Genomic DNA, 14,341 nt, shown 5'->3' with positions numbered 1-14,341 from the left:
GCTTTTTAAAATGCGGCAGGACAAAAAATAAAGGCGCCTAAAAACACGCATTTTGAAAGATTACGGGTATACTTCTCTTTTCACTCAATGATTACTTGCGAAAACGGATGAGTCCATATACGTTGCCTAGGTCTGATCGAAACAAAGAAGCTTAGTGATGCCAGAGATCTGTTATTCCGAATTGTATCTATGCTCATTAAAATGGTGAGCTCTGCCCATTAAAAAACCGGGCAAGGGCATGGGCACGTATTAGCTCAGTGGTTGTTTGTCCGGTACGAAGCGAATTATCTCAAGCCATTACTATATCTACCCATTTCATGGTATAATCAAGCAATTTTCCGCCCCGTTTTTCACACGAGGAATGATATGAGTGTTGAGACCAGTTACGATTCAAACAATATTAAGGTATTAAAAGGATTGGATGCCGTTCGTAAGCGTCCTGGTATGTATATTGGCGATACGGATGATGGAACTGGTTTGCATCATATGGTCTTTGAAGTGGTTGATAACTCCATTGATGAGGCGTTAGCCGGCTATTGTAAAGAAATTCACGTGATCATTCATGCCGATGAATCTATTACGGTAAAGGATGATGGCCGTGGTATTCCTGTCGATATTCATAAAGAAGAAGGACGTTCTGCTGCGGAAGTAATTATGACGGTGCTTCACGCTGGCGGTAAGTTTGATGATAACTCTTATAAAGTATCGGGTGGACTTCACGGCGTTGGCGTTTCAGTTGTTAATGCTTTATCTGAAGAGTTGCATCTTCTGATTCGACGTCATGGCAAGGTACATGAACAACACTATGTTAATGGTGTACCGGAAGCTCCTCTGGCTATAACGGGTGATGCCGATAGCACCGGTACGCAAATTTGGTTTAAACCTAGCGCTAATACGTTCACTAATATTGAATTTCATTACGATATTTTGGCAAAACGCTTGCGCGAGCTGTCTTTTTTAAATTCTGGCGTATGCATTCACTTACATGACGAACGCACTAATAAGCACGATACATTTCGTTATGAAGGTGGAATTAAAGCGTTTGTAGAACATCTTAATCGCAATAAAAATCCTATTAACCCCGCGGTATTTTCTATGAACGGGGAGAAGGAAGGAGTAACCGTCGAAGTTGCAATGCAGTGGAATGATTCTTATCAAGAAAATATTTTTTGTTACACCAATAATATTCCCCAGCGTGATGGCGGAACTCACTTAGCGGGATTTCGCGGTGCGCTTACCAGAACGTTGAATAATTACATTGAATCTGAGGGCTTGGCTAAAAAAGCGAAAGTGGCCACCACCGGTGATGATGCTCGCGAGGGTTTAACCGCCGTACTATCAGTAAAAGTACCTGATCCTAAATTTTCTTCTCAGACCAAAGATAAGTTAGTTTCTTCTGAAGTCAAAGCCGTTGTAGAATCGTTAGTCGCAGAAAAATTGAACGACTTTTTGCTGGAACAACCGGCTGCCGCTAAAGCAATTGTTGGTAAAATGATCGATGCGGCTAGAGCACGAGAAGCAGCAAGGCGCGCTCGGGATATGACCCGGCGTAAAGGTGCGTTGGATATTGCCGGTCTTCCAGGGAAATTAGCAGACTGCCAGGAAAAGGATCCTGCTTTATCAGAGTTGTATATTGTCGAGGGAGATTCGGCAGGTGGCTCAGCCAAACAGGGGCGCGATCGCAAGTTCCAAGCTATTTTACCGCTTAAAGGTAAAATCTTAAACGTTGAAAAGGCGCGTTTTGATAAAATGCTTTCTTCACAAGAAGTGGCTACTTTAATTACAGCTTTAGGATGCGGAATTGGTGCTGATGAATATGATCCCGATAAGATCCGATACCACCGTATTATCATCATGACCGACGCCGATGTGGATGGATCTCACATACGTACACTATTATTAACGTTCTTTTACCGCCAAATGCCAGAGCTGATTGAGCGCGGATATATTTACATTGCCCAACCCCCTCTTTATAAAGTAAAAACCGGTAAACAAGAGCAATACGTGAAAGATGATGATGCATTATTTGATTATCTTACCAACAATGCTCTGGATGGTGCTGCTTTTTATCCTTCAAAAGACGCACCGCCGATTACAGCTCAAGCCTTAGAACGCTTGGTTCATGATATTCGGCAAATGGAAAAGATCGTGAGGCGTTACTCCAGACGCTACCATCCTGAGATTTTGAAGCGATTAGCCTATTTGCCTTTGCTGCAAAAAGAAGATTTTAACAACGAAGAAAGTGTAAATCAGTGGGTCAAGCAATTAAGTGCGCGCATTCAACAAAGCGATACCAAAACGCACCAGTTTCGCGTTGAAGTGATTCATGATGTGGAAAACGATCATTATCTGCCACGTGTAATGATTACTCAGCACGGAGTAGACACTCCTGTAGATTTAAATACAGAGCTCTTTTTATCGAAAGACTACAAGGAATTGGTCAGAATTGGCAGTAACTTAGGTAGTTTGATGGAGGAAGGAGCTTATATTAAGCGCAATGATAAAGTGTTTGCCGTTGATACGTTTGACCAAGCTTTGGATTGGCTCATGAATGAAGCGAAACGTGGCCAAAGCATACAGCGCTACAAAGGTTTGGGTGAGATGAATCCTGACCAGCTCTGGGAAACCACCATGGATCCTGCTAGTCGTCGCATGATGCAAGTTGCCATTGAAGACGCTGTGGCCGCAGATGAAATCTTTACGACCTTGATGGGCGATCACGTTGAGCCTAGAAGAGAGTTTATTGAAGAAAATGCCTTAGACGCTGAAAATATTGATGTTTAATGTTACTGAATAAAACTACGGTGGTTTTTTAGTTTTTGCGCAGTGTGGAGGTGATGGCTGTAATCCAGGAGGTCGATCTCGTTATAACCATCCCGGATTACGCGTTCATCTCCATCTAGGCATTGCCAAAAAAGGTTAAATAAAAAATATATACCCGTAATCTTTCAAAATGCGTGTTTTTAGGCGCCTTTATTTTTTGTCCTGCCGCATTTTAAAAAGCGAGTAATGGCTCATTCCCTTGCGAGTTTTTTAAAATGCGGCAGGGCGAAAAAGAAAAAGCATAAATCACGCATTTTGAAAGATTACGGGTATAGAAGTACGTGATACCCGCGTTTTTTCTCTTAACATCTTAGATGTGGCTATAACGGAAATACTGCAAGTGGATATAATTACCAGAATTTGAGTCCTAACGATTGCTTTTGCACGCGGCTCGGAGAGTATAAATTTAGTGTCTACTAACATAGGATATAAAGCCAGAACGCAGTGATTAGCTCTATTAAAGTCCGCTTCCTTGCGGTAAAGCATTCTGCGTGCTGGTCCTTAATTGACTTCTTGTCAGACACTCCGTGTCAATCCTTGTGATGTAAGTATAACTTTTTCACAGAGTGAGTCATCTAAGTTTGGGCTTATAATCTTGTAAGAGATCTCTCAAAACGCTTTATTGACCAGACTGGATAAAACTTTGGATTGTATGCTGGCAATAATCGTTAATATTAAATAGCGTGCGTATCGTTTGGCTTGTTGAAGGTTCGCTTTTTTACCCGTGGCGCGTATAAAAAGATAAACTAAAGGGATAGAAGCTGCGATAATCAAGGGTTGATATTCTTTGAATACGTTGAACCAATATTGTCTATGGCGGTCAGCATCACGTTGCTCGCGGTGAAATTTCTTTTCCATCCTCTCCAAGGTTTTGATCACTTCTCTTCTCGTTGTCATCATCGCTGTTACCTTTTTGTTGGGATAGTAATCGTCTTGTTCGTTCAAAGCTCATGTTTTTAAGGGTATAAAGCAGGTATTTTATTGAGAGGCCTAGAAAAATCAGATTTAGGATAGATACTCCTAGAATGGCTATAAAAAAATGATTAAAAAGCACATAAAAGCCATAACCAACTAATATCATTGCCGTAAACCAAGCGGTTAGAGCAATAGCAATCAGAATTCCTAGGTTTATGACCAAAGGAAAAACGCTTAAACCGGCCAATTTTGTTTCCAGCTTAATGATGGTTAGCAGGGTTTTGACTGCTTCATATTTGCTGGAAACAAGGCCGATTAATTCATCGATTGGCTTCATTATTTACGTAATAACGATGACAACAAAAACCCAACACCGGCCGCAACTAAAAGTGAGGTCATGGGATTTTTTTTGACTTTGTCTGCTAGCTCGTCACCGTATTCTTTAGCATGTTGTCCTGCGCCATTGACTTTATTGACGCCTTCTTCATAGAGCTCATAAGCGTACTTTTTGCTCTCATTCAAGAGGGCGTTCGCTGCTTCCGAAACATGTGCTTTGTCATTATTGTTGGTTCGTTTTCTCGTTGTAGTTGCCATATTATCAGTCCTTTGTTTTTGGTTTTGTAGTGGTGATGTTAATAATAGTCGAAGTTTTAAAAAAATGTGAAATTTCAATCGCTATTAAATGGTAAAGGCTTTGTAAAGTAAAAATAATCCAATTAATAAATACACCACCGTAAGCGCGATCAAATAGGGTTGGTTGTTAAACCACCAATGAGCAACTTTAACACCCCACTCGGGAAGAAACAGGCGAAATAAGCCGCCAAAAAGCACCAACCAGGAAATTAAGGTGATTATCACAGGCCAATCCATCACCCAACTATTATGACTAACCACCATCAATACACCTAGGATAACAGTGACGATGCCAATGATCACAATCATTGATGGCTGACTTGCGATGTTTAACAAAATTGCTTCCATTTTGCGCCTGCGAATCAACACAAATAAGCTGATGATTACAAAATACCAGCCAATGACTTCAGCAAGAAATAAGGTAATGTTCATAATATTGTCCTTAATAATACGACTCTATTCTTTAGTGTAGGTAAGATCATATACTCATTCCACCTGAAGATACTGGATTTTCGCTATCCTGGCACCAAATTCAAGTCGCAAAAAAATCCGTATCTGCGGGGGAATGGGTATAGCAGTGAACCATCACCAGGGAACATTGCTAAAGTATTTTCTAAATCGTACGACAAATAAATAACAAGTTGTTGCCAAAAATAATAATTACAAGGAGCAGGCAATGTCTCACAATCAAGCGTTACAAGAGTCATTTCTTAAGGCATTAATCCAAGAAAAAATGCCGGTATCCGTATTTCTTGTAAACGGCATAAAGTTGCATGGCATCGTAGATGATTATGATGAGCATGTTATTTTGCTTAAAAACGCGGTGACTCAAATGGTCTTTAAGCACGCAGTATCGACCGTGGTTCCTTCAAGAGCGGTTAATCTGTCCTCTGGTGATTAAAAATATGATAGACTGATACAATTTTTTAACGAATGGAATTTAAATCTTGTTTGAACGTCCAGAAGGTGGAGAGCGGGCCATTTTGGTGCAATTGGCTCTCCCCGGTATTGATTATGAAACGGCCTTAGCCGAATTTAAAGAGCTTGCCCGCTCGGCTGATGCAACAATCCTATCCTGCGTAAAAGGCTCACGTTCATCTCCAGAGGCTAAATATTTTATTGGATTAGGTAAAGCCGAAGAAGTCCAAGCCCAAGTAGCGGCGCTTGACGCAGAGTTAGTGTTAATTAATCATGAATTATCACCTTCACAAGAGCGAAATTTAGAAAAGTTGTTTAAATGCCGCGTTGTAGATCGAGCCGGATTAATCCTTGATATTTTTGCGCAGCGTGCGCGAACGTTTGAGGGTAAGTTACAAGTGGAACTGGCTCAGCTTGAGCACTTATCAACACGCTTAGTTCGCGGATGGACGCACTTGGAGCGTCAAAAAGGGGGGATAGGCTTACGAGGCCCAGGTGAGACCCAGTTGGAAACGGACCGTCGTTTGTTGCGCGAGCGAATCAAATCGATTCATAAACGTCTTGAAAAAGTACGGCAAAATCGCGATCAAAGCCGTCGAGCTCGCCGCCGTGCATCGATGCCGACGGTTTCTTTGGTGGGTTATACCAATGCTGGAAAATCTACACTGTTTAACGCATTAACGGGCGAAAAAATTTACGCCGCCAATCAATTGTTCGCAACGCTCGACCCAACCATGCGTAAATTAGATCTTCCGGGTTCTGCTTCTGTAATATTGGCAGATACCGTTGGTTTTATTCGTGATTTACCTCATAAGCTTGTGGATGCCTTTCATGCCACGCTTGAAGAAACCAAAGAGGCCGATTTATTACTGCATGTGATTGATATCTCGGATCCTATTTGGCGCGATCACATTACCGCGGTTGAACAGGTGTTAAAAGAAATTGATGCCGATGAAGTGAAACGAATTGTTGTATTCAACAAAATCGATCGCCAACAAGACTGGGAACCAAAATTAGATTGTCGTGATGATAGCTGCAAAGTTTGGCTTTCTGCCGCCACAGGAGAAGGTCTTGAATTATTAAAAGAAGCCATCGCGCAGCAACTTCACGGAGGTATTGTTGAAGAAACATTGGAACTAAAGCCTGAAGAAGCTAGACTGCGTGCGCGATTGTATCAGTTGGATGCCGTATTAGAGGAAAAAGAAATAAAAGATGGCGGATGGCGCATCACCGTCCGATTGACTCGCGATGAAAAAGAACGTTTGTTGAGAGAAACTTCCTGACCCGATTCAAATGAGTCTCAATCTCTGACCCCTGATCAAGACATCACTTGTCTTAGTGATTTTATCGTTTGTGGGCCGTATAAGGTTTTTCTGAGCTTTCCTTCTGGATTAAACACGAACGTTACTGGAACGCCTCGAATGTCTCCTATGTGAAAGAAGGCTGACGGGTCTTGGCTTAAATTAGGGTATTTAATGCCAAATTCTCGCACTAATTGTTTTTGTTCTTGTAGGGGGAGCGCATCGTAATTGACGCCTAGTATAACCACGTCATTGGCTTTATAGCGATTGTAAAATCGATTGAGTTCAGGGATTTCTTCCAGACAAGGCTGACACCAACTTGCCCAATAATTGATATAAACCCACTTACCTTTAAGGGAAGATAAGGGTATTTCACGGCCGTATAAATCGTGCAGTGTTTGTGTAGCAAATAAAGCATTGCTATAAAGCACCAACACCAATCCACACGCCTTGAGCATTCTTAGGTAAATCATATCAACCTTTCTTGAAGATAACATAACCGTGTGATTGTACCACAAGAATTATAGCCAAGGATAAAAACTCTCATACCATTCAGGGCTGTCCCATCAAAATGACGTCTTTGCGAACGAAGTGAAGCAATCCAGGCCGATGTGCATTAAAAACATCGAACTGGATTGCTTCGCCATGGCTCGCAACGACGAGTTTTGAGTTAGAAAGGTCAACTATGCTTATAAGTGCACATAAATTTATGGTGGGACAGTCGTGCATACCAATAAGTGCAATTAATACACAAATAATCTATTGCTTAGTAAAGTGTGATTCTGCTCTGTTTCCTTGGCCTTGACTTTAACGAGTATTATTCCAAAATCATAAGATAAAAAAAAATTAAAAAAAACAGAGGATGTTATGGCAAAAATAATGGTGCTTTATTACTCAAGTTATGGACATGTTGAAACCTTAGCAAAAGAAGTGGTTAAAGGCGTTTCTAAAGTTGATGGTATCGACGTTGATTTAAAGCGTGTGCCTGAAACCATGCCGGAAGATGTCGCTAAAAATGCCGGTGTAAAACTGGATCAAGAGGCTCCAGTTTCAAAACCGGAGGACTTGAAAGAGTACGATGCCATTATTTTTGGTACTCCAACCCGCTTTGGCAATATGGCCGCACAAATGCGTAATTATCTTGATCAAACCGGTAAAATGTGGATGAATGGTGATTTAATTGGAAAAATAGGCAGCGTTTTTACGTCTACAGGCACCGGAGGTGGAAACGAAACAACCATTACTTCTTTTTGGAACACGTTAGCCCATCATGGCTTTATCATTGTTGGACTTCCCTACTCGGCTGATGGCTTAACGAATATTAGTGAGGTTCGTGGAGGTTCGCCTTATGGGGCCGCGACCCTTGCGGGCGCTGATGGAAGTCGAACCCCAAGCAATCTTGAAAAAGAGTTGGCCAGAGCACAGGGGGAGCATGTGGCTAAGCTGGCAAAGCGGTTGTTTGGTTAACCCAGCCTAGAAAGGAATGAATTTCTAAGTGATTTTTTGTTCATTTATTAAACTTTTTACTTGCTAAATTATCATATGGTTTGTTAGACTCTGTCGCCTTGTAAAGGCTGAGAGTTCATCTGCCATGTCCAGAACAAGATAGATTTGAGCCTTCGAGGGAAAGATAAAAATCCTTAACTTAATGGCAAAATAACTTAGGTATCACGTATTACCTAGAGGCTTAAAATTTCTAAGAGTTTAAAATGGCCATCAGTTTAATAGTGTTCGCGATAATCCTTTTGACCCTAATTTGCGTGGCGGTCATGATTTTTAAACTCTGCCGCCAACCCCCTGTTGAACTGAGTCCTGTTCAATATCTAAAGCTCAGTGTCAGCGGAGTTGTAGCTTTTATTGCCGATACCGTTGGTGTTGGTAGTTTTGCGGTCAATGTGGCTCTTGCCAAGATGCTCGGAACGTTTAAAGACGATGAGTTACCCGCTGTAAATAACGGGGCGCAAGTTATTCCAGGGACCATCGAGTCTCTTTTTTTTATGCAACTCATTGATGTGGATATCACCACCCTCCTAACATTGGTGATTGGAACCTGCATAGGAGGCTTACTGGGTGGTGCTATTGTGAGTCGTTTAAGCAAGCAAACCATACGCTTTGCCATGGTGTGTTGTTTCTTAATGCTGATTATATTATTGCTGTGTCATCAATTCCGCATCATTCCTGTTGGCGGTGAGCTTTCCGCACTAAATTCTTGGAGGCTTGTTGCGGGCTTTTTTGCCATGATCGTCTGCGGTGGTCTGACTTCTGTGGGCATAGGGTTATTTGTTATGGTGCAGGGGGTTTTATTTATTTTAAATGTTTCACCTGTCGTGGCTTTCCCGATTATGACGACGGCAGGCGCCTTACAGCAACCTTTAACGACATTGGTATTTCTAAAACATGATAAAATTCCCTTGAAGAAAACCCTAATTTTAAGTCTATCTGGGTGTATCGGGGTATTCATTACTATACCGTTATTCACCAAATTAACCGTGACCTGGCTTCATTCTTTACTGCTTTGTATTCTAATCTATAATTTTTTTGCGATTGGGCGAACTTATCTTCATTTCCGCTCATCGAAAGAATCCTTTCACTATGATGTGGAACAAAGACTCAGTGCTTAGACATGCAAGTCATCGGAACTGAAATGACGATGGAAATACAATTTTGACTATTGTGGAATGACCCCATGACGGATGAACCAAAAAGTAAAACCCAACTTAAAAACGAAGCCGAATCGCTACAAAAAATTGGCGTAAAGCTTGTTGAATTAAGCCAAGAAAAACTGGATACATTATCCCTTCCGGATGCGTTAAAACAAGCGATAATGACGGCAAAAACCATCAAAAGTCATGGGGCATTACGTCGCCAGGCACAGTTGATTGGAAAGCTGATGCGTGCCGCTAATAGCGATGAAATTATTGCTGAATATGAGCAGTTATTGGCTGAAGATAAAGCAAAAACGGCGGTGTTTCATCAAATCGAACTTTGGCGTGACCGCCTCATTCATGGTGGCCGTGAAGCGCTAACGGAGTTTGTGGAGTGTTACCATCCAGAAGATGTTCAAGGATTGCGGCAGCTCATTAAAAAAGCAACGGATGAGCTGCAAAAGGAAAAAAATACTGGTGCTAGCAAAGCATTGTTTCGTTATCTTAGGTCTGTTATGTCATGAATTATTCTCTGTTTATTAGTTGTCCAAAGGGCTTAGAATACTTATTAGAAGAAGAATTGAAATCGTTGGGGCTTCATGTTTCACGAGTAAGCCCACAAGGCGTATATGGCGATGCTAACTTAGCTGCAATCTACCATATTTGCCTTTGGTCACGATTGGCAAATCGCGTGCAACTCATATTATTTAACGGCGAGGCTCATAATGAACAAACCATCTATAAATTATGCAGTGAGTTTGCCTGGCAAACGGTGTTTACTTCCAGTAAAACTTTAGCCATCGAATTTCATGGTTCGTCAGCCCAGATACGAAACTCCATGTACGGCGCTCAAATTGTTAAAGATGCAATTGTTGATCATTTCCGTAAACTCCAAAATCAACGCCCTACTATTGAACGGCATAACCCTAATATTCTGTTACACGCTTATTTGAAACAAAACACTTTGACCGTTAGTTTTGATCTGACTGGATATAGCTTGCACCAACGTGGATACCGTAAAGACGCTGGTTCTGCTCCTTTAAAAGAAAATGTGGCCGCGGCTATACTGTTCAGAGCCAATTGGCCTAAGCTTGCTGCTAAAGGATTTGCTTTACAAGACCCATTTTGCGGTTCCGGAACGCTAATGATTGAGGGTGCGATGATGGCGGCTCGTATCGCTCCTGGACTGTTACGAACCGATCAGTCACTCAGTCATTGGGTTTCGCATCAACCGTCACTTTGGGAAAAGATTCGAGCTCAAGCGTTAAGAGAAGTTAAACCCGTCAACATTAAATTTCTTGGCACCGATACGAACCCCCGGTTGATTCAAATTGCCCGCGACAATGCTAAGCGTGCTGGTGTTGCAACACTGGTGTCGTTTGACGTTAAGCCAATTGAAACCCTAGAGCCTATTGCAGAAAAAGGATTACTGATCGCAAACCCGCCGTATGGTGAGCGTCTAGGTGAGGCTACAGAACTTATCCCACTGTATCAAACCTTTGGAACAGTCATGTTTGAGCGATTTCAGTGCTATGAAGCGGCCTTTTTAACGTCTAATCCATTGCTGGCGAAGGCCACAGGACTTCGTTCTAGTAAACAATATACATTCTTTAATGGGCCTCTAGAGTGCAAATTGTATTGTCTTACGATTCAAGGCAATCAATTAAAAGATCAAGCCGGTGGACGATTAAATGAAAGCGCGCAGATGTTTGCCAATCGCTTACAAAAAAACGTCACCCATCTAAAGAAATGGGCTAAGCGTAACCAAGTCAGTTGTTATCGGATATATGATGCGGATCTACCGGAATACGCCTTTGCGATCGACTATTACGATGGTCATGTGGTGGTGCAAGAGTATGCACCACCCGCTTCGGTTCCGGCGCATAAAGCAGAACGACGAAGTTTAGATGTGATGCAAATTGTGCCTAACGTGTTGAATGTTTCTCCGGATCGTATGGTGGTGAAGCAACGGCGAATGCAGAAAGGAAAAAGCCAATATGAGAAGGTCAGTAAAACCCAGCAAACCATGGTGGTGCAAGAGGGACAGGCTAAGTTCAAAGTAAATTTGCGCGATTATTTAGATACAGGCTTATTTTTAGACCATCGCCCCTTACGTATGACGTTTGCCACGCTGCCAAAAGACGTTCGTTTTTTAAACTGCTTTTGTTATACAGCTACGGCCAGCGTTCATGCCGCTTTGGCGGGAGCAATCACGACGAATGTTGATTTATCAAAAACCTATTTAGAATGGGCTAAAGAGAATTTCAAACTCAACGACCTGGATATTGCTCGTCATCAGTTTATTCAGTATGACTGCTTAGAGTGGTTAAATCGATGTCGTGATCACTTCGATGTGATTTTTTTAGATCCCCCAAGTTTTTCTAATTCTAAGCGGATGAACACTACGTTGGACATTCAACGCGATCATGTGTCGCTTATAGTTGCCGCCATGCAGCTATTACATGAGGATGGTGTGTTATATTTCTCAACCAATTTTAAGCGTTTTAAAATGGCGCCAGAGGTATTCGAACGATACGACGTAGAGGATATTACCTTAGCTACAATTGATGAAGACTTTAAGCGCAGCAAACGGATTCATTATTGTTATCGTATAAAAAAAATATGAACCCAAAACTCACAAAGTTATCCACAGAAAAGAATAACGACTAAACGCACCGCATTTAAATTAAGTGATTTAAAATCAATAACTTACAAAAATCTGGTTTCAAAGTGCACGGATGCTTCATAAGTTATTCACAAAAGCACTCAGGCTGATAGATTTAGGTTCTTAGCAGCGGTGAATGTTTTCTGTTAAACTACACGTTATCCATTCTAGCGAAAGATACAAAACGCCTATGACCACAAATGACGTTATTGAACGAAAACCTTTAACTGAATTTACTGAAAAAGCCTACCTTGATTATTCGATGTATGTCATTTTAGATCGAGCATTGCCGAGCATTGCCGATGGGTTTAAACCGGTACAACGGCGAATTGTGTATGCCATGAGTGAACTTGGGCTTAAGGCGAGTGCTAAATATAAAAAATCAGCCCGTACGGTGGGGGATGTGCTCGGTAAATTTCATCCTCATGGGGACTCTGCCTGTTATGAAGCCATGGTCTTAATGGCGCAACCGTTTTCTTATCGCTATCCTTTAGTGGATGGTCAAGGAAACTGGGGTTCGGCGGATGATCCCAAATCCTTTGCTGCCATGCGTTACACCGAAGCTAGATTGTCTAATTACGCGGAATTGCTGCTATCTGAATTACAACAAGGGACCGTGGATTGGGTGGATAATTTTGATGGTACTTTACAAGAACCAGCGCTTTTACCCGCCAGATTACCGAATGTGTTGTTAAACGGTGCAACTGGCATTGCCGTAGGAATGTCGTCTGATATTCTTCCCCATAACCTGACCGAAGTTGCGAATGCCTGCATTCGAGTGCTTGAACATCCTAATTCAGAGTTAGATGATATTTTAACGTTCATTAAAGGGCCAGATTTTCCCACCAGTGCAGAAATCATCACTCCTGAAGATACGATTCGCACGATATATGACATCGGTACAGGGTCCATTAAAATGCGAGCGGTCTATCACCTTGAACACCATAATATTGTGATAACGGCTCTGCCTTATCAGGTTTCTGGCGCGAAAATTGTGGAGCAGATTGCAGCTCAAATGCAGCAAAAAAAGCTGCCCATGATAGATGACATTCGCGATGAATCTGACCATGAACACCCCACTCGACTGGTGGTTATTCCTCGCTCAAATCGCGTTGATGTTGATGGGGTCATGCTTCATTTATTTGCAACAACTGATCTAGAACGAAGTTATCGCATTAACTTTAATATGATTGGACTCGATGGCAAGCCGCAGGTAAAAAATCTTTTAACGATTATTAAAGAGTGGCTTTCGTTTCGATTAAGTACGGTAAAAAAACGGCTTTCGTATCGCCTAGATAAAGTCTTAGATAGGTTGCATGTGCTTGAAGGATTACTCATCGCTTACTTAAATTTGGATGAAGTCATTCAAATTATTCGCGAATCCGATGAGCCTAAAGGCGCGTTGATGGTGCGTTTCAACCTGACCGAGCGACAAGCGGATGCCATTTTAGATACGAAATTACGTCACTTGGCGAAGCTTGAGGAATTTAAGTTAACAGCAGAACGCGATGAATTGCAACAAGAACGGGATTTTTTGGAAGGTGTACTTGCTAGTGAGCAAAAACTCCGTACTCTGGTGAAAGAAGAAATTAAATCGGACCGCGATCGTTTTGGCGATTCAAGACGTTCGCCCATTATTGAACGTGAGGATTCGCAGGCTTTAAAAGAAGAAGATATTTTACCCAATGAGCCCATTACCGTCGTTCTTTCTCAAAAAGGCTGGATTCGTGCTGCAAAAGGGCATGATGTGGATGGAAAAGAATTAAATTACAAAGCAGGGGATGAATTTAAAGCCCAAACCAACGCACGCACCAATCAGCAAATTTTATTTTTTGATGGAGAGGGTAAAGTCTATAGCCTTCCAGGTCACACGTTGCCTTCTGCGCGCGGCCAAGGTGAACCTCTAACTGGAAAATTGAATCCAGCCGATGGAGTTTCGTTTATAGCTTTAGCGAGTGGTGATCCCGAGGATTGGGTGCTCTTAGCCAGTGACGCAGGCTATGGATTTCTGGCGCGATTAAATGAACTCTATGTTAAAAACCGTAATGGTAAAGCCTGTTTAAAGCTTCCTGATAATAGCTTGGTGTTGCCACCGAGAGCAATGCTTGTGAAAGAGGAGGCCCGCATTGCTTGTGTTACGAATACTGGACGATTGCTCATTTTTTCCGCTATGGAGTTGCCAGAACTTTCTCGCGGCAAAGGCAATAAGCTGATTCACATTCCATCGTCTAAAGCGGCAGCCCGCGAAGAATATGTGGTTGATATCCAGGCGCTAGCGCCTGGATATGCTCTCACGGTTCATGCCGGGAAACGACATTTTACCCTTAAAGAAGACGATTTGATTCATTATCATGGCGAGCGTGGACGTCGGGGCAATAAACTACCCAGAGGACTCCAGAATCCGACCGCGTTGGCTTGTAGCAATGCTTCAAATTAGCTTT

The 14,341-nt window shown here is 42.1% G+C and carries 13 protein-coding genes; 8 read left to right on the top strand and 5 right to left on the bottom strand.

The window, feature by feature from the left end:
- Positions 1 to 366: 366 nt before the first annotated feature.
- Positions 367 to 2,784 (top strand): DNA topoisomerase (ATP-hydrolyzing) subunit B, encoded by a 2,418-nt coding sequence (gene gyrB, locus E1O47_RS10510; RefSeq protein ID WP_133131217.1) that lies wholly within the window; start codon positions 367 to 369, stop codon positions 2,782 to 2,784.
- 648 nt (positions 2,785 to 3,432) lie between these two features.
- Here gyrB and E1O47_RS10505 read toward each other — a convergent pair.
- The 4 genes from E1O47_RS10505 to E1O47_RS10490 all read right to left on the bottom strand — a co-directional run bounded on the left by E1O47_RS10505 (position 3,433) and on the right by E1O47_RS10490 (position 4,803).
- Complete coding sequence (locus E1O47_RS10505; RefSeq protein WP_133131216.1) at positions 3,433 to 3,681, bottom strand: hypothetical protein; 249 nt, start codon at positions 3,679 to 3,681, stop codon at positions 3,433 to 3,435.
- Positions 3,650 to 4,075, bottom strand: coding sequence for a hypothetical protein (locus E1O47_RS10500; RefSeq protein ID WP_133131215.1), 426 nt, complete (start codon positions 4,073 to 4,075; stop codon positions 3,650 to 3,652). The genes E1O47_RS10505 and E1O47_RS10500 overlap by 32 nt, the downstream gene beginning before the upstream one ends.
- Positions 4,075 to 4,332, bottom strand: a complete 258-nt coding sequence (locus E1O47_RS10495) for a hypothetical protein (RefSeq protein WP_133131214.1) — start codon at positions 4,330 to 4,332, stop codon at positions 4,075 to 4,077. The genes E1O47_RS10500 and E1O47_RS10495 overlap by 1 nt, the downstream gene beginning before the upstream one ends.
- A gap of 84 nt (positions 4,333 to 4,416) precedes the next feature.
- Positions 4,417 to 4,803 carry a hypothetical protein gene (locus E1O47_RS10490; RefSeq protein WP_133131213.1) on the bottom strand — a complete coding sequence of 129 codons (387 nt, stop codon included), beginning with the start codon at positions 4,801 to 4,803 and terminating at the stop codon, positions 4,417 to 4,419.
- A 244-nt stretch (positions 4,804 to 5,047) separates the two neighbouring features.
- Here E1O47_RS10490 and hfq point away from each other — a divergent pair, with 244 nt between their 5' ends.
- Together hfq and hflX are read left to right on the top strand one after the other, a co-directional pair.
- Positions 5,048 to 5,272 carry an RNA chaperone Hfq gene (gene hfq, locus E1O47_RS10485; RefSeq protein ID WP_133131212.1) on the top strand — a complete coding sequence of 75 codons (225 nt, stop codon included), beginning with the start codon at positions 5,048 to 5,050 and terminating at the stop codon, positions 5,270 to 5,272.
- Positions 5,273 to 5,318: 46 nt separating this feature from the next.
- The gene (hflX, locus tag E1O47_RS10480; protein ID WP_133131211.1) at positions 5,319 to 6,572 is read left to right on the top strand and encodes a ribosome rescue GTPase HflX; all 1,254 of its coding nucleotides are present in this window, start codon (positions 5,319 to 5,321) and stop codon (positions 6,570 to 6,572) included.
- Positions 6,573 to 6,607: 35 nt separating this feature from the next.
- On the opposite strand, the gene E1O47_RS10475 is transcribed toward hflX, so the two are convergent.
- Complete coding sequence (locus E1O47_RS10475; RefSeq protein WP_133131210.1) at positions 6,608 to 7,063, bottom strand: TlpA disulfide reductase family protein; 456 nt, start codon at positions 7,061 to 7,063, stop codon at positions 6,608 to 6,610.
- Positions 7,064 to 7,457: 394 nt separating this feature from the next.
- Here E1O47_RS10475 and wrbA point away from each other — a divergent pair, with 394 nt between their 5' ends.
- The 5 genes from wrbA to parC all read left to right on the top strand — a co-directional run bounded on the left by wrbA (position 7,458) and on the right by parC (position 14,337).
- The gene (gene wrbA, locus E1O47_RS10470) at positions 7,458 to 8,057 is read left to right on the top strand and encodes an NAD(P)H:quinone oxidoreductase (RefSeq protein ID WP_133131209.1); all 600 of its coding nucleotides are present in this window, start codon (positions 7,458 to 7,460) and stop codon (positions 8,055 to 8,057) included.
- A 242-nt stretch (positions 8,058 to 8,299) separates the two neighbouring features.
- Positions 8,300 to 9,211: a sulfite exporter TauE/SafE family protein gene (locus E1O47_RS10465; protein ID WP_133131208.1), complete on the top strand. Its 912-nt coding sequence runs from the start codon at positions 8,300 to 8,302 to the stop codon at positions 9,209 to 9,211.
- A 65-nt stretch (positions 9,212 to 9,276) separates the two neighbouring features.
- Positions 9,277 to 9,759 (top strand): ribosome biogenesis factor YjgA, encoded by a 483-nt coding sequence (yjgA, locus tag E1O47_RS10460; RefSeq protein WP_133131207.1) that lies wholly within the window; start codon positions 9,277 to 9,279, stop codon positions 9,757 to 9,759.
- Entirely contained in the window at positions 9,756 to 11,861 is a 2,106-nt protein-coding gene (gene rlmKL, locus E1O47_RS10455) for a bifunctional 23S rRNA (guanine(2069)-N(7))-methyltransferase RlmK/23S rRNA (guanine(2445)-N(2))-methyltransferase RlmL (RefSeq protein ID WP_133131206.1), read from the top strand. The genes yjgA and rlmKL overlap by 4 nt, the downstream gene beginning before the upstream one ends.
- Before the next feature lie 229 nt (positions 11,862 to 12,090).
- On the top strand, positions 12,091 to 14,337 hold the full coding sequence (parC, locus tag E1O47_RS10450; protein ID WP_133131205.1) for a DNA topoisomerase IV subunit A: 2,247 nt from the start codon (positions 12,091 to 12,093) through the stop codon (positions 14,335 to 14,337).
- Positions 14,338 to 14,341 lie beyond the last annotated feature (4 nt).

The organism is Legionella yabuuchiae (assembly GCF_900640115.1).
Taxonomy (GTDB): Bacteria; Pseudomonadota; Gammaproteobacteria; order Legionellales; family Legionellaceae; genus Legionella_A; species Legionella_A yabuuchiae.
The sequence above is the reverse complement of the archived record's forward strand: the minus strand, read 5'-3'. Positions and strand labels throughout refer to the sequence as shown.